The organism is Komagataeibacter sp. FNDCR2 (assembly GCF_021295395.1).
Taxonomy (GTDB): domain Bacteria; phylum Pseudomonadota; class Alphaproteobacteria; order Acetobacterales; family Acetobacteraceae; genus Komagataeibacter.
In genome coordinates this window covers 1-16203 of sequence record NZ_JAIWOU010000003.1, presented here as the reverse complement: position 1 = coordinate 16203, position 16203 = coordinate 1, and the positions used below count along the sequence as shown (strand labels likewise).

The window sequence follows — 16203 nt, the reverse complement described above, 5'->3', positions numbered from 1 at the left end:
TCTTTCTTCGATCATGAATTTTTTAACTATATGCCCATACTGGTGAGGCCCGATGTGGTCGGGATTCAGCATTTTGTCTGCCATTCACAGTTTCCTGCCGTGTCACAGATATGCTGGGGAACGCAGGTCTCATTGCCCGCAGGAGGGTAGAGAGCCGCTGGCTGTGACCCCATATCCAGAGGGGAGACTGGAGGGAGTTCCATGGGTTCCGGGGGCACGATATCATAATTATGCTCGCACTGGGGAATATGCCGACAGGGCCCGTTTGTACAATTCCATATCCATTCGCATTTCTGCTCATCAGCATGAAGGGGAAAACTCCATAACAGCATGCACAAACTGACTGCCCCGCCCAACATCTGGAGTTTTCTGCTAAAAATACGGTTCACCAGCCGTTATCTCTTTTCCGGTTCCTGCTTCGCGTGAGGTCGGACCCATGATCTGCCCTGCTCACCCCAAACAGGGAAATTTCTTCATCTTTGTGCCATTATGGATGTTTTCCTGGCCTGCCGCTATGGGCTTACGTTTTCTATCGTAAATCCCTTCCCAGATTTTCCCTATCGCAGATCACAGGCATAATGCACCATATGCCATATCTTTTTCACAGCTATGATGGTCCATGCGCTTCCTAACTTCCTTCATTGAACAAGCCATGGGTGCTCTGCTCACTTTCGCGGTCAATATATGGATGGCGCGGGACGGCCATCCCGAAGCCTATGGGGTATATGCATTCTGGTTGACCATTGCCTGGATGGCAGGCACGGCACAGTCAACGCTTGTAACTTCCCATCTTATGAGCCTGCCCCATATTGATCCGGAACAGCGCAAAAAGCCTGAACAGTTTTTTCTGACTATACAGATTATGTTCATCATCGGTCTGACCTGCCTGACGGAACTTTTTTCCCAAGGAATGGCATACGCGGGCAATATCTTCAGTGCCGAGGGAGCCGTGTTATTCGTCCCCGGTTTCCTTCTGTTCCAGTATGCCAGGGCTCTTGCCTTTTCACGTCAGCGCACCATGGTGGCGGCCAGTCTGACCGGCTGTGCCCTGCTTCTTTCTCTTGTAATGATCGGCGTCTATCACACCACGGGCCACTTACCCACCGCCAATGACGGGCTGCTCATTTCCGGTCTGGCCTATGGGGGGAGCGCACTGGTTTTTGTGATAGGTCTCATGAAGAAACACTGCCTGCCCCTGAAGTGGCAGGAGATGAAGCCCTATTTGCATTATCTACATAGTTCTGGATGGATATTGCTTGGCGCGGCCTCGTCCGAACTAACCAACCGTCTGTTCAGTTTCGTGACCGCATGGCATTATGGTGCCAATGGTCTTGCCGTATTGAGCGCCACACAGATTGCCCTGCGCCCTGCATGGATGATCAGCGCCGCATGGACGTCGACCGCCCTGCCACGCATCGCCCATATGTGGGCGGAAAATCGGTACCGTCAGTTCTGGAAATTTCTTGCTGCCGGGACGCTGATCCCCGTAATCGGAAGCTTTCTCTGGAGTATTCTGGTCTTCGTAAATTGGGATTTTTTAAGACGGCTTCTGTACCATGGGAACTATGCCAACACAGCCAATTTTATCCTGTTATGGGGCGGAAATGTTATTCTTGGTAGTATTCTGAGCGGGGGAAGTTGCGCGCTTCTGGCCGCCAGACGCTTCCGAACCCTGGCGTACACAGATATCCTCGGTGCTTTTGCCACCTGTGTTGCCATGGCAGGCGTTATCCTGTTCTTACCTTATCCATTTGTAATTGCAGGAACAATGGCTGGACAGGCCATGCAGGTTATCGCGCTGGCCATGGTTTTTTATGGTATGTTCAGGAGCTCATCCCGGACATAATATGGAAAAGGGTCAGAGTCTGACCGAAAATGAATTAATTGACCCTATGACCCTGCCTCCTGAAAGGCCCTCGATTTGGAGTAAGGTCTGTCCACTGGAGACAGACGATAAAGAAAGCGCGTTTCACACAGGACCAGATCATTGAGATCCTGAAGGAGCATCAGGCAGGCACCACGGTGGCCGATCTGTGCCGCAGGCACGGGATCAGCGATGCCGGCCTTCTACACGTGGCGATCGAAATACGGCGGGATGGAAGTGCCGGAACCTCGCCCACGCCCGCTCGGTCATTGAGGACTGGCGCGCTGACTACAATGCCGTCAGGCCCCACACCAGCCTCAACGGCATAACGCCAGAAGCTTCCGCCCGACACGCCAATAAGGCATACAACAACCCACAGACCCTAACTTAAAAATGAGGGCACGTTCGGAGCAGGGTCACTTATTCAACCCTAAAAACTGTCCTAACAAACGGGACCACCTCTATCGATAAATTTGGCATACGGTTAAATGGAATATTCAAAAGTAAATGGAACCTTTTAAAAATTTATCTATGTAAGTGTTTATACCATCTTCTAGTGTTGTAAAATATTTATCATATCCACACTTACGAATATTATTCATATTAGCACAGGTAAAGTTTTGATAATTACCTAAAAGATTAGCAGGCATATCTATAAAATCAACCTCCCGGGGCTTTCCAAGAGAATCACATATGGCATACGCGAGTTCAAGATATGTTCGGGCAACCCCCGTTCCACAATTGAACAGACCATTGACATGCGGATTTTCGTACAGCCATATCATTACATCTACTACATCCCCAACCCAAATAAAATCACGTGCCTGTTGACCATCCGGTATAGATACGGAAGCTGACTTAAAGAGTTTGGCAGGGCTACCATTTACAATATCGTCATATTTTACTTTTATAACAGAAATCATCTTACCTTTATGATATTCATTGGGGCCATAAACATTGAAAAACTTGAGGCCGACCCATTGCTTGGGTGTCTTTCTTCCCTTTTGAACCTGCTTTGCAACCCACAGATCGAATGCATGCTTGGACCAACCATAAAGATTGAGAGGGCGTAGCTTATCAAGATTCGACAGATCATCAGAAAATTCTACTTTCGTCGAGGCTGAACCGTAAGTTGCTGCAGATGATGCATAAATAAAACTTATATCCCGTTCAGCACACCATGACCAGAGTTTCTGGGATAGTGTAACATTTGTATGCCAGACTAGATCACCATCCGTGGCAATAGTTTCACTTATTGCACCCATATGAAAAACAGCTTTTATGTTCGTTTCCGATGCTAGGAATGCATCCAGATTTTCGGGAGCAACAATACATGAGGGTGCATGATACTGCAGATTGCGCCATTTTCCTTCATGCCCAAGCCAATCCACAACAACAGTCTCCTCCCCGAGTGCATGAAATTTGGCCTGAAGATATGAACCGATAAAACCGGCTCCACCTGTAATAACGATCATGTTAAGATTCCATAGAGAATATATGATAGTTAAATCAGATTATCACCTATTGTGTTATCTAATACTAGTATTCTATTTCTCACTCCTCGCTGATTTTTTTGGTGCGGTATGATACGCCTCATCGGGCGTGCCTCTACCCAGCGCGGTATGCGGACGCTGCCCGTTATAATGGCCGATCCACTTCGCAAGACCCGCACGGAGATCTAGGGTCTGTTAGACCTTGAATGACAGAACGGACTGCATAGCTGTTTATGATGAGCATGATGCAGTCCGCCTTTTCTGATGTCGCCTGGTCCGTCTGGGAGCCTTTGATCGAGGAAGTCCGTCCGAAGGGCAAGACCCCACCGAAAAACCTTCGACGGACGATCTCCGCGATTTTCTGGCGCCATCAGAACGGCGCGAAACGGGGCGCCCTTCCGGCTGAGTTTGGTCCCTGGTGGATTGCCGCACAACTGTTCATTCGATGGTCGAAACTCGGTGTGTGGCAGCGCCTCTTTGAAAAGGTAAGAGGCGCGGACCCGGCATTGGGCATGATCTTTCTCGATGGCACGACGATCCGTGCCCATCACAAGGCGGCCGGGGCCGCCAAAAAAGGGGATACGGTGAATGCTACAGAGATCGTGAGGCGCTTGGCCGCTCACGTGGAGGCTTTGGCACCAAGGTCTGCGTAGCTGCGGATGGACATGGCAAGGCACTGTCTTTCACGCTGTCGCCCGAACAGGCACACGAACTGCCATCCGCTTATGCCCTGCTCGACGATCTGCCGTCCCCACCGATCTATGTCGTCTGCGATCGTGGTTACGCCTCACACAAGTTCCGTGAGTATCTTTGGAACCGGGGATCTCGTCCTGTCATTCCGCCAAGGAAGAATGATCCAGAAGTCGCCTGTCCCAAATGGGCTTACAGACACCGGCATCTGGCCGAAAATCTCTGGGCAAGACTCAAGGAATGGCGGGCTGTCGCGACCCGATACGAGAAGACCGCCGCATCCTTCTTCTCCGTCATCCTCATCGCTGCTACAGCAGACTATATCAAGGCCTAACAGGCCCTAAGCTTCGAGCAGCGAATGAACAATTGTGCGGCAATCCACCAGGGACCAAACTCAGGCGGAAGGGCGTGCCATTTCGCGCCATTCTGATGGCGCCAGAAAATCGCGGAGATCGTCCGTCGAAGGTTTTTCGGTGGGGTCTTGCCCTTCGGACGGACTTCCTCGATCAAAGGCTCCCAGACGGACCAGGCGGCATCAGAAAAGACAGACTGCATCATGCTCATCATAAACAGCTATGCAGTCCGTTCTGTCATTCAAGGTCTAACAGACCCTAGACCTAGTCGAGCTATCAGTCTAGATTCCCCACACAATCTCAATTTTTGTTATCTAATATCATGGTGATGACATAATGGTTTTGCCATTTCCTTGCGTATCTGCCGAATCTCTCCATCAAGAAACGCCTTCTCATAAATTGCTTCTTCTTGGGCAATGTTCGGTTTGGCCACTTGGCGATAAGTTCCCAGATGGCTGGGAAGTCCATCACCATTTGATGGAAAATACTCCATCCTCGATGCTTCCAGAAATTGATTTCACTGCCTATGATGGAGCCATAGTTGCAATTACTTTACGACATATACTTAGTTTCTCCGGGGGCGAGACAAAATGGGCAAAACTAATCGGTCGCCCGGAGATGGATGAATATTTTTCTACATGTGCAGATTATATCAGAGATCAAATAAAAAACTATCAGAAAATTTCAGATAAAATACCCTGCTTTTTTTTGAGTTTTATTGAACCAAGACAGAATTACCTTGGTATCCTAGCAAAAAATTATACACTTGATAATCCGGTTTTCTTTATAAGAGAACTTAATCGCGTTTTAGAAGCCGCAATTTCGGAAATGCCGCAAGGATATTACATTGAAACCAATGAGGCACTTAATACGGTGGGACGCATTGCCACGCAAGATGACATACTCTTTCATATAGGGCACGCTTCATATATCTTTGATGATTTCATTGTCTATGAAGACGATGGAAAGCGTTTACAAATTTCAGCCCCACCTAGTGCCATGTACCCATATGTTGAGACAACAGCGATGGTACAAAGCATTATTGCAGATAGAATTGTAGATGCATTTGCTATTATTTCAAAAAAAGATACTATTAAGCTAATCATTATTGATCTTGATGATACATTGTGGCGTGGGGTTGCTGCTGATAGTAACAAACAACCATGGGAATATATAGAAGGTTGGCCGATGGGGCTAATCGAATCACTACTTATATTTAAAGCCCGTGGTGGATTGTTGGCGATCTGTAGCAAAAACAACGAACAAGAAACAAAGGAAAGATTTGAGAATATTATAGGCAGGGAATTAAATCTAAGCGACTTTGCGGCTGTTGCGATTAATTTTGATAGTAAGTCTAATAATATAACATCAATACTTAAATCCGTAAATGTTTTGCCTGAAAATACACTATTTATAGATGACAACCCCCGAGAAATTGAAGAGGTTCGACGCATCCTTCCTGCTATTCGAACCTTGTCGCGGCAACATTATGATTGGCGTCGAGTAATTTTAACATCTCCGGAAACCCAGGTTGATAAAATCTCGGCAGAATCCCGTACCCGCACACAGACTGTTCAAGCATCGATTGCTCGTCGCGAGGAACAAGCTTCTATGTCTCGGGAGGAATGGGTCCATTCATTAAATATACGACAGCGGCATATCATTATAAATTCGTCTACACACCCAAATTTTAATCGTGCCGTCGAGCTAATAAATAAGACAAACCAATTCAATACGACAGGAAAACGATGGAATACGAGTGAAATTAATAACTTATTTGAAAGTGGTGGGGTTATTATTTGTGCCTTTATGGTGGACCGACTTGTCGATAATGGATTGATCGGTTGCGTGTTAGTGAGTGGTGAAAATATATTACAGATAGTTCTTTCATGTCGAGTGTTTGGATTCGCTGTGGAAGTTGCGATGTTACGCATTGCCACGAAATATATTTTGCTTCAGCACAATGTCGTACGCGCTAATATTATTGATACCGGTAGAAACCACACCTGTCATTCTTATTTTGCACAATCAGGATTTAAAGACTGTGGTAATGGCTGGTTTGAGACAGTAGTTGCCCCTATTCATCCGGATTGGATTCAGAGCATTTTCTCTACATCAGGATCCGTGAAAGTTGAAAAATATTATATTCAATCTAAAAATATAGTTCTTGACTGTATTATTCACAATGCAAGCAATGATATTTGGGCATCAGACAGATATCCAATTAATATTTCCTATCATATACGTGATAGAAATAGTTCTGTTATACTGTGGGATGGAAACCGAGTCGGCGAAATTGAGATGTTACTACCCGATGAGTATAAAGAAGTTAAAATTTATATACCAAGAGAGGATTTAATTATACCGGACGGATGCCGGGTAGAAATTGATATGGTTCACGAACTTCGGAAGTGGTTTTCTGAAGATAATTTTGTTACGTCTAATCTTATAATTAAAGAGCTTATATGATTATTCTAAATAGTGAAAACTTTCTCAGTATCAAGTCTTATTAGGTCTTGAATACAGTTGCGTTTTATGATGAGCTCTGCCGCTATGGGTCACCAAGATTCAGGATTTCATGAATGGCGGGGCGTCAATTGAAGAGACGCTGGAACTGTGGGCGTCTGGGCTTCGGGTAGCCAAGGAGCGGATTATACCGCTGTATGCGCAGAAGCGTGTTGCGGCTTCTGCGCGTGCCTTTTTCGATGTCCTGATTGGCAATGAACCGCGCAAGACAGGATGAATGCGTGAGGAAGCAGCAGGAGATCGAGTTCCATGCCGGCAACAATCAGCTCTTGGTCGCGGGCTATGGGATGCCGATGCCCTTCGAGATGTCGTCAGGGACCATGTGATCGAGCATCTGGGCACTGAAGATAGCGTGCTGGTCATCGAGAAGACCGGTTTTCTGAAGAAAGGCTAGGCGTCCTGCGATGTGGGGCAACAGTATTATACGGGTGACCTTGCCCCCTGACATGCCCTCGATTTGGAGTAAGGTCTGTCCACTGGAGACAGACGATGCAGAAAGCATGTTTTAACAGGACCAGATCATCGGGATCCTGAAGGTGCATCAGGCGGGCGCCACGGCGGCCGATCTGTGCCGCAGGTACGGGGTCAGCGATGCGACCTTCTACACGTGGCGATCGAAATACGGCGGGATGGAAGTGCCGGCAGTGCGGCGGCTCAAGGCTCCTGAAGAAGAGAACGCGAAGCTGAAGGACCCGCTGGCAAAAAACTCGTGACGCCCGGTTTGCGGCGTGACACCGTGACCTGGGCGGTGACCGACGGGATTACTCGCAGCGGCGGGCCGGCCGCCTGATCGGCATGGACCCGGAGACGTGGCGCTATGCGTCATGCCGTCCGGATGATGCCGGGGCGTGCGGTTGGCTGCACGATCTTGCGGGCGAACGACGCCTGGCGCCTGCACATCCTCTGGAGCGCGAGGGAGTGACCATGAACCACAAGAAGCTGTTCCGGCTGTATCGCGAGGAAGGACTGTCGGTCCGCAAGCGTGGCGGCCGGAAAACGGGCAATGGGCACGCGCTCGCCAATGCTGCTGCCCGACGGCCCCAATCAGCGCTGGAGCCTGGATTTTGTCTCAGATGCCCTGAACAACGGATGGCGCTTCCGCGTGCTGGCAGGAGTGGACAACTACACGCGGGAGTGCCTGGCGTTGGTGGCGGATACGTCGTTGTCAGATGAACGGCTCGCCCGCGAGCCAGACCGGATCGAGGAACATCGCGGCTTTCCCATGATGATCGTCGGCGACGACGGCACCGGGATGGCCTCAAACGCGATCCTGTCCTGGCAGCAAAAACGGGGTCGGTGCTGTGGCACTGCATCGCACCGGGCAGGCCGCAGCAGAGCGGGTTCGTCGAGAGCTTCAACGGCTGGTTCCGGGGCGAATGCCTCAACGAGCATCTATTCCGCAACCTCGCCCACGCCCGCTCGGTCATCGAGACCTGGAGCGCTGATTACAATGCCGTCAGGCCCCACACCAGCCCCAACGGCATGACGCCAGAGGCTTTCGCACAACACGCCAATAAGACATACAACAACCCACAGACCCTAACTTAAAAATGAGGGCACGTTCGGAGTAGGGTCAGTCCCGCCACGGATTGCCGGTCCGGGCAATCCATGCGGCCTTTGGAACACATCCAAAGACTTCAAAAAAGCATAATTCCCAACAGGATCTGGTAGATCACCATTCGCAATTATAAATTGAACCTAATTTATTATGGATGAGATCTGTGTCCTCTATGCATAAAAACCCGCTATGCAACGTTGCATAGCGGGTGTCCCCTCCCGTCAGATGACAGAAGCGGCCTCATTCAGGTCTGGTTCCGGATAGCAAAATGTCAATAGTTTCCCGTGCAGCTTCAAGAGTATCTCGATCATTCTGTGACAGGATGATCGATCTATGCGGCATTTCACTACATTGCTGAGAAAACCGTTTAATTGCTTTAATGGAAGAAGCTAACTTTTTCTTCCATTCAGAAGGCACGGATCCCACGGCCCTGGGTGATGCCGGACCCGACTTGATTTTCCGGGTCTGATTTGCTGCGGAGACTGTGAGATCTCCTTCCATAGCCTGCTGCATAAGTAAATTTTGTTGACTGCTGTCCTCCTCCCTTACAATCGACACGAGGACATTCACAGGGATCCGTAACTCAGACGCCTTTTCCAAAAATTCATCAGGCAACTCGAGTATACGTAGGGATCTATTGATCCGCGGTTGGCTTAGCCCCAACTGCCTCGCCATTTCACTCTGTGACCAGTTGTTATGGTCCATAAGCTTCTTGAAGCCTCGAGCCTCATCTACTGCGGATAGATCTACTCTTAACAGGTTTTCGACCAGACTGGCGCTCTCATGGTCGCCGGTGTGCTCGATTGCAAGAAGCGCGGGCCATCCAAGCTGGACGGCAGCACGCCAGCGCCGTTCTCCCGCTACAATAATCCATTCACCATCTTTCCCCGGTTCCGGGCGCAGAAGAATGGGTTGCAGCTGTCCATGCAGCCTGAAGGAATCAGCCAGTTGGTCGAGTTCCTGTTGGTCAAATATCTTTCTTGGCTGAGATGGATCCGCTGAGACTTTATCCAGCGGAACCTCAAAAGTATGATTGAACCGGCTGGCGTTTAGAAAAGGTGTTTCAACCTTACTCATCAGACCGGCCTGCGCTGTAAGAAAGGGGGAAGCCCCGCGAGCCTTGAACCGCCGCGTCATGGAATTACTCCGATGCGATCGTCGTGGATAGAATATCAGATGCCTTGACCGGGACTGTCCCGTTCGCAATCGCCTCAGCAAGACGTATATACGGCTGTATGGCGGGATTACGCGGGGTTAGTTCGGCAGGTATCTTTGAAGCCCATGCAGCATTACTATAGGCCGTACTGCTGGGGACCGGCTCCAGAATTTCCGTGCGCCCCTTCAATACCTCAATAAGATGCGTAACGATGCCGATATCAACATATTGCGTCTGGGAGAACTGCGTAGGAATTACGCCACCTATTCGTAATCTGGGGTTGGAGCGGCGGTGAACTTTGGAAATGGTATCCAGAATCAGGTTTACACCCATTACATCATAGGGTTCTGTCCGGACGGGTATGTACACAGCATGGGCCGCCGTCAGGGCCATCCATGTGAGAAACCCCAGATGAGGCGGACTATCGATTATAATAAAATCATAGGCGGATCTTACCGAAGAAATAGCTTCTCTCAGCAAACCTTCCGTACCCGGCTCTCGGCGCACATCGACTTCGGCCAAATCTATATGGCTGGGAGCAAAGGCAAAGGGGATCTGTCGACCGGATGAGAGTTCGGTGCCCTTGGGCAGGATCACGTCAGCAAAGGGAACGTCCTTGAGAAGCGATGCATCCAGTGTACGGCCATTGCGATATATGGATACGATATCATTCCCTATAAGAGCCGAAGTCGCACTGGCCTGCGGATCCGCATCGATGAGAAGTACCCTGTAATTCAGTCTTGTCAGCGCAAATCCGATATTAAGGGCGCTGGTTGTCTTGCCGACGCCACCTTTCTGGTTTGCAAACGTTATGACTCTTGTGTCCTGAGGCTTGCGTTCCGCCAGCGCCTGAAGTTCGGTTGCGACATCCTGAGGTATGGCTTGTTTTCCGTTCTCCCATCGCGAAATCGTATGGCGATCATAATTGCGCTGAAGCCGTTCATTAAGGAGATCTTTTAACTGGGTTTGCGACAAACCAAGCTGAGTGCGAATGGATTTAAAGGCGAACATAAAGGGCCTCGCATGCCGTGAGAATGACCCGACTTCACACCATCAACACTCAACAGTCAACACTCAACACTCAACAGCCCGGATCAGGTTGGGAACACATCCAGAAATTTCGCGAACTGTGATATATCAACATTGACCCGAAGGTATGGTACTCTGTTCTTCCAACACCAATAATGATCTTATCGAGGAATATCTGCATGTGCGGGCACTATATTATATCAGAAAACCCGCGCGAAACGGGAGCACCGGAAGCTTTAACGAACTCTTATGGGATAAAAGCAGTTTTTGGGTTTTCTGGGGACTGGCCCTAGTTTATTGCAGCCTTGGAGATTTGTTACTAAAATACATATATTTTCTGCATCCTGGACAGCATTTTTGTATTAATAAGCGTAACAAAAATATGCAAAAGTCCAGAGAGGCAGGATTAAATCTTATATATATGAATTTCATTAGGGGTTATTACATGACAAATATCGCCTTTATTGGGACTGGATATGTCTCTGATTATTATATGAGGACACTAGAGAACTATCCAGACTTACATCTGGTTGGCGCGTGGGACCGGGACCAAAATAGACTGAAAGTTTTCTGCACTTTCTATAAAGTAAGATCTTGCAATAGTCTTCACGAAATCCTGAATGATAAAAGCATAGATATTGTTGTCAATTTAACAACGCCTGAGAGTCATTTTTTAATTAACAAGGCCGCTCTGGATGCGGATAAGCATGTTTATTGCGAGAAACCTCTGGCCTTATCCGTAGAAGATGCAAAAACATTGATTTCTCTGGCTAAAGAAAAAGGCCTGATAATTTGCGGGGCCCCTGCAAACGCGTTAAGTAATGCTTTCCATTTAACAAAACAACAGATCAAGAAAGGACAGATTGGACGTCCAACCCTGGTGTATGCGGAAATGGAGGATGGTCCTGTTTTTATGGCGAACTGGCAGAAATGGAGAAGTCGGTCAGGCGCACCTTGGCCAGGGGCCCATGAATTTGAAATCGGTTGCACATTGGAGCATGCAGGTTACGCATTGACCTGGTTGATTGGCCTGTTTGGTCCAGTGGCTCACATTTCAGCTTTTTCTGCTCTTACCTTTCCTGACAAAGGAAAAGAAACGCGCAATGTAAAACTTGCACCTGATTTTTCTGTCGGTTGTCTGGTATTTCGTAACGGAGTGGTAGCCCGCCTCACCTGTGGACTGGCGGCACCACGTGACCGTTCAATGACAATCTTGGGAGAAAAGGGGGCAATAGCCGTACGAGATTTATGGGATAATAGTTCCCCTATAAATCTTTCCAAACATTATAAGCCCTCCTTATGGCAAAGGATAGTGGACGGGATTGAAAGCCGAGCGGGTCGTCGACTTCCGTTTCGGTTGTACAAAGGAAAAAAACTATCCTATCCATCTCCCAGGGAGGTTCCCAAACTTCCTGCTTATCCCTCCCAGATTAATTTTATGGCGGGAGTGCAGGAGCAGGCCAAGGCAATACATTCTGGTCAGACACCGTTTTTTTCCGGACAGGTCCTGCTGCATTTGACTGAGGTATTATTGGCCCTACATGCTGGAAGGCACGACTATCTGGTTGAAACCAGTTTTGATTTTTCTTCATGAATATGGTATTTCATGTCTACAAATTACTTCTTCTCATAGGGCCTGTTAGACCTTGATGTAGTCTGCCGTAGTGGAGATGAGTTTGAAGTAAGATCTGTTCACTGGAGACAGACGCTAAAGGAACTGCTGGCAAAAAACTCGTGACGCCCGGTTTGCGGCGTGACGCCGTGACTCGCAGCGACGGTCTTGCCGCCTGATCGGCATGCACCCGAAGATGTGGCGCTATGCGTCATGCCGTCCGGATGATACCGAGGCGTGCGGTCGGCTGCGCGATCTTGCGGGCGAACGACGCCGGTTCGGCTTACCGGCGCCTGCACATCCTTCTGGAGCGCGAGGGAGTGACCATGAACCACAAGAAGCTGTTCCGGCTGTATTGCGGGGAAGGGTTGTCGGTCCGCAAGCGTCGCGACCGGAAACGGGCATGGGCACCCGCTCGCAAATGCGGCTGCCCGACAGCCCCAATTAGCGCTGGGGCCTGGCTTTTGTCTCGGACGCCCTGAAAACGGACGGCGCTTCCGCGTGCTGACAGGGGTGAACGGCTCGCCCGCGAGCCAGACCGGATCGGGCAACATCGCGGCTTTCCCATGATGATCGTCAGCAACAACGGCACCGGGCAGGGTCAGTGGTCCATTATGACCTGTCCTGACTGGACCCACTCTCTCCAGCATCCAGGAGGTGGCCTGCTCCTGAATGCTGCCTTTATCGCATACAGCGACCCGGATTTCATAAGACAAGTCCTGAGCCTATCGCCCGTTTTGGATCATATAAACGATCTCGTTCATAACCCGCCGATCATCCACGCGCGCAACCCCATAGCCAGAGGAGAACACCATCTGATCTTCTCTATCTGGCTCTCAGACAGAAAAAACACGTCACTCACAGCCTCACCTCCATTGGTAAGACTGTGAATCACAACAGCCCGCTCAGTTCAATAAATTAACAGGTCCTGAGATCAGCAATAGAATTCTGACGCTATTCTATATCATCAGTTCAGGTTGGTCGTCTGAAGCGAGGTGCCAGACGGTACAAGAGCGGCCAAAGTAACAGCCTGGGCCGCAGGATCATCGTGACGACAATAGGCGAGACCGCTCCAGCCAATATAGATACCCCTTCCATCATTGGCAGGAAACTTTCCACGAGCGAGAAACCGGATATGCAGGCTCCCATTTTCTCCTACCACACCAGTGAAGCGATAAAAGGTAGGATGTTCTGTGAGCGTGATTTTTTGTTTGCCCAATCCGGCATCGACAATCACGAATGGATCGAGATCCTGGGAAGGAGCGCGGCGAAGTTGGAAAAAAATATCTGCGGTTTCCCCTTCGGAAAAAGGCGAACGAAAAGAGATCTCACAGCGGCGATCCGAACTCCAAACCCCCCAATGCTCTGATGGATGCCAGTTATTAAAGCGCGCAGCACGGAAAGTAATAAGAGGCTTTTTTTCTAAAGCTCCAATGAGAATATCGTAGTCACCACCATTGATGAGCAGATTCGGAGGAAGTGGAACGAGCGAAGAAACCTCGTTATTATCCGTCTCTTCGGCACAATCCACGACGGCGTGAAAGAATTCCTCACAGAAATCCGCCCAACGTTTGGGTTTGAATTCCTGTTGAATACGTTCCGTCCACTGCTTAAGGTCAGCCCGGTCGAAAATAGGCTGGCGAATAGTCGGATACGCGGCTTTCCAGTCGAAAGGGTCGATATAGCGTACGAAATCACCGCCTACTTCAGGCATGGACGTTGTATTCGAAGCGATACAGGGCTTTCCGTAGACTAAGCTCTCACCAATCGGCAGCCCGAAGCCTTCCGCGAAACTTGGATAGACTGTGAATAAGCTATGCCTATACAGATATTCCATTTCGACATCTGAAATGCCGTTGAATATGAATAGCCAGTCTCCAACATAGCCTTTTTCCTCTATGTATTTTCGGAACTCATCGATCTGCCATCCCCATTTGCCGACCAGAACAAGATAAGGTGTCTTGTCGCCCAGTTCCTCGAAAAGTTTTTCCCACACAGATATTAATAGAGAATGGTTTTTCCGGACTTCTATAGTTGAAACACAAAGTACGTACTCTGTATTTCCAATAAATTTTATATTTTTATTCCGAGGTATATTCCTGCTTTGCGTCACCTTTAATTCAGTTGGCAGGACAACTGCCTTAACAGGTATGTGGCGCCCTTTTGCCTCCTGCAGGTATCTTTCCACGTCTCCCGCAACATATTGGGAGTTGGTCAACACGAAGTCGCAGACATCTATGGCATCTGAAAAATGTACCTGAAACCGGTCTTTTGCATCCGGCATAACGTAATCTTCGTCTCGGATTTGGATAAGATCGTGGATAAACAATCCAAATTTAATCCCATCCCGCCGGATATCCATTATCATATCGTAATTATCGAATATCCAGAAAGCGCCCGCAACCATGAATATATCACCCTTGGTCGGATAGACGAGCGTCCTACTATCAATTACCTTCTGTACATCCTTGATAATTCGTTCATGATTAACAACTTCTTCATCGAAGGCATTGACCAGCTTTAGGAAACTACCCATCGTTACGGAAAGAACTTCTTTCCGACCATAATCAGGCAATACCGGAATGACCCGAAACCCACTAAGCTTCAGTTTCTCCACATAAAGGACAAGGTTTGCGCAAACGCGCTGGATGCCGCTCAGGCTGACATTGTGGCGTGCATATTCAATGAAATCAGTAACGTCGAACCAAATGGTACGCAGGTTCTGATCGCCTACCGGCAAGTCAAGACCGGAGATAGCCAAGGCACCGCCGGCCTCAATCTCGTGTTTGGCATACTCATTGCCTGGATCAAGATTATAGGCTTTCTGATAGGCATAAGCAGCAGCCGGATAATTCTGCATCAGCTTGAAAAGATGGCCACGCTGAAGATAGAGATCAGCATTACGTCCATCAATGCATTCGGCGTCATTGTAAGCAACAAGCGCTTCTTCGTATCGTCCGGCTTCCTTGAGGCAATTTCCAAGTTGAACTATATATGCGAAAGTTTGTGCGTTTTTTCCTTCTCTGCCAAGATACTCCCGATAAAGTTCAGCTGCTGCATCCCAATTATTCTTGTCTCTTTGAGCATTCGCAGCCCGAGCAAGGGAGCGGTTTTTGTTGCCGAAGGAAAACGCCACGTATTTAACCTCACCGTTTTTTCAACCATCACATCGAGACGCAAGCCTAACTCCGCATTTGGTCTCCGTCTCAGAGGTAGATGCTGCTTTGGTATCTTTTGAGCATATCTTGGCTGCGATGTCTATCGATAGGGAAACGCAAAAAGTCACTCCAATATGATGGAACGATGTCAAGCCTTCTGCCTGTAATGAGACCTGTGGCTATCGGCCTGTTAGATGAAATAACGGCAGAAAGTGGGCACATCATTGTGCCTTCGTCCGCGGTGTTGCAAAGGACGTCTTAATGACTGTTGCACTCTGTTTAAGCCTCGAGGCAATTCGGAACCGAAGCATTGCCCTTCCCGACTTGGGAATCGTCTCAGATCAGGCCCCATTAATTTATTAAATTGAATGATGATTGGTAATTAGAAGTCGCCCCGTTTGTTCGGAGAGTTTTGGGGGTTGAATAAGCTATACCCGATTAATGTCATACCGCCATGCTGACGGCATTGCTGCTGGCCATCTGGTCCGGGGTTAATCCCGGACCAGATGGCGTTGGTGCGGTATGATACGCCTCATCGGGCGTGCGTCCACCCAGTGCGATATGCGGACGCTGCCCGTTATAATGGGCGATCCACTTCGCAAGACCCGCACGGAGATCTAAGCCGGTCTCAAAAGCATGCAGGTAGACGCATTCGTATTTCAGTGACCGCCACAGACGCTCGATGAAGACATTGTCCAGCCACCGGCCACGGCCGTCCATGCTGATATGCATCTGGCGTTCCTCCAATACTTTGGTGAAGCGGG

General features: G+C 48.9%; 10 protein-coding genes and 6 pseudogenes. 9 read left to right on the top strand and 7 right to left on the bottom strand.

The window, feature by feature from the left end; genetic code table 11:
• Positions 1-652 precede the first annotated feature (652 nt).
• The 3 genes and pseudogenes from LDL28_RS14860 (at position 653) to LDL28_RS14850 (ending at position 2255) form a co-directional block, all read left to right on the top strand.
• Positions 653-1846 carry a lipopolysaccharide biosynthesis protein gene (locus LDL28_RS14860; RefSeq protein ID WP_233059448.1) on the top strand — a complete coding sequence of 398 codons (1194 nt, stop codon included), beginning with the start codon at positions 653-655 and terminating at the stop codon, positions 1844-1846.
• 107 nt (positions 1847-1953) lie between these two features.
• A pseudogene (locus LDL28_RS14855) lies at positions 1954-2116 on the top strand (transposase); the annotation flags it as partial.
• Between the two features lie 16 nt (positions 2117-2132).
• The gene (locus tag LDL28_RS14850) at positions 2133-2255 is read left to right on the top strand and encodes an integrase core domain-containing protein (RefSeq protein WP_370636414.1); all 123 of its coding nucleotides are present in this window, start codon (positions 2133-2135) and stop codon (positions 2253-2255) included.
• Between the two features lie 106 nt (positions 2256-2361).
• On the opposite strand, the gene rfaD is transcribed toward LDL28_RS14850, so the two are convergent.
• Positions 2362-3339, bottom strand: a complete 978-nt coding sequence (rfaD, locus tag LDL28_RS14845; RefSeq protein ID WP_233059447.1) for an ADP-glyceromanno-heptose 6-epimerase — start codon at positions 3337-3339, stop codon at positions 2362-2364.
• Between the two features lie 72 nt (positions 3340-3411).
• Positions 3412-3543, bottom strand: a pseudogene (locus tag LDL28_RS14840) (integrase core domain-containing protein); the annotation flags it as partial.
• A gap of 59 nt (positions 3544-3602) precedes the next feature.
• Here LDL28_RS14840 and LDL28_RS14835 point away from each other — a divergent pair.
• Positions 3603-4381 (top strand): IS5 family transposase gene (locus LDL28_RS14835; protein ID WP_233059519.1). Its coding sequence is split into 2 segments (ribosomal slippage): positions 3603-3957 and positions 3957-4381, totalling 780 coding nucleotides; the frame shifts between segments, so codons are not numbered across the junction.
• 11 nt (positions 4382-4392) lie between these two features.
• Here LDL28_RS14835 and LDL28_RS14830 read toward each other — a convergent pair.
• Positions 4393-4602, bottom strand: a pseudogene (locus LDL28_RS14830) (transposase); the annotation flags it as partial.
• A 134-nt stretch (positions 4603-4736) separates the two neighbouring features.
• Here LDL28_RS14830 and LDL28_RS14825 point away from each other — a divergent pair.
• The 3 genes and pseudogenes from LDL28_RS14825 (at position 4737) to LDL28_RS14815 (ending at position 8474) form a co-directional block, all read left to right on the top strand.
• Positions 4737-6869: an HAD-IIIC family phosphatase gene (locus tag LDL28_RS14825; protein WP_233059446.1), complete on the top strand. Its 2133-nt coding sequence runs from the start codon at positions 4737-4739 to the stop codon at positions 6867-6869.
• Positions 6870-6978: 109 nt separating this feature from the next.
• Positions 6979-7317, top strand: a pseudogene (locus tag LDL28_RS14820) (IS701 family transposase); the annotation flags it as partial.
• 127 nt (positions 7318-7444) lie between these two features.
• Positions 7445-8474 (top strand): annotated as a pseudogene (locus tag LDL28_RS14815) (IS3 family transposase).
• A gap of 250 nt (positions 8475-8724) precedes the next feature.
• On the opposite strand, the gene LDL28_RS14810 reads toward LDL28_RS14815, so the two are convergent.
• Entirely contained in the window at positions 8725-9621 is an 897-nt protein-coding gene (locus tag LDL28_RS14810) for a ParB/RepB/Spo0J family partition protein (protein ID WP_233059445.1), read from the bottom strand.
• 4 nt (positions 9622-9625) lie between these two features.
• Positions 9626-10651 (bottom strand): AAA family ATPase, encoded by a 1026-nt coding sequence (locus LDL28_RS14805; protein WP_233059444.1) that lies wholly within the window; start codon positions 10649-10651, stop codon positions 9626-9628.
• Positions 10652-11114: 463 nt separating this feature from the next.
• On the opposite strand from LDL28_RS14805, the gene LDL28_RS14800 reads away from it, so the two are divergent.
• On the top strand, positions 11115-12263 hold the full coding sequence (locus LDL28_RS14800) for a Gfo/Idh/MocA family protein (RefSeq protein WP_233059443.1): 1149 nt from the start codon (positions 11115-11117) through the stop codon (positions 12261-12263).
• Between the two features lie 111 nt (positions 12264-12374).
• A pseudogene (locus tag LDL28_RS14795) lies at positions 12375-12874 on the top strand (IS3 family transposase); the annotation flags it as partial.
• Between the two features lie 374 nt (positions 12875-13248).
• Here LDL28_RS14795 and LDL28_RS15755 read toward each other — a convergent pair.
• Both LDL28_RS15755 and LDL28_RS14785 read right to left on the bottom strand, forming a co-directional pair.
• Positions 13249-15417: a glycosyltransferase gene (locus tag LDL28_RS15755; RefSeq protein ID WP_233059442.1), complete on the bottom strand. Its 2169-nt coding sequence runs from the start codon at positions 15415-15417 to the stop codon at positions 13249-13251.
• Between the two features lie 466 nt (positions 15418-15883).
• On the bottom strand, positions 15884-16203 hold a 320-nt coding region (locus LDL28_RS14785), incomplete at its 5' end, for an integrase core domain-containing protein (RefSeq protein ID WP_233059441.1).

Bases quoted from the DNA above. Each gene is read 5' to 3' on its own strand.
- LDL28_RS14860 (WP_233059448.1), top strand. From the start codon at position 653: ATGGGTGCTCTGCTCACTTTCGCGGTCAATATATGGATGGCGCGGGAC.
- LDL28_RS14825 (WP_233059446.1), top strand. From the start codon at position 4,737: ATGGTTTTGCCATTTCCTTGCGTATCTGCCGAATCTCTCCATCAAGAA.
- LDL28_RS14810 (WP_233059445.1), bottom strand. From the start codon at position 9,621: ATGACGCGGCGGTTCAAGGCTCGCGGGGCTTCCCCCTTTCTTACAGCG.
- LDL28_RS14800 (WP_233059443.1), top strand. From the start codon at position 11,115: ATGACAAATATCGCCTTTATTGGGACTGGATATGTCTCTGATTATTAT.
- rfaD (WP_233059447.1), bottom strand. From the start codon at position 3,339: ATGATCGTTATTACAGGTGGAGCCGGTTTTATCGGTTCATATCTTCAG.
- LDL28_RS14805 (WP_233059444.1), bottom strand. From the start codon at position 10,651: ATGTTCGCCTTTAAATCCATTCGCACTCAGCTTGGTTTGTCGCAAACC.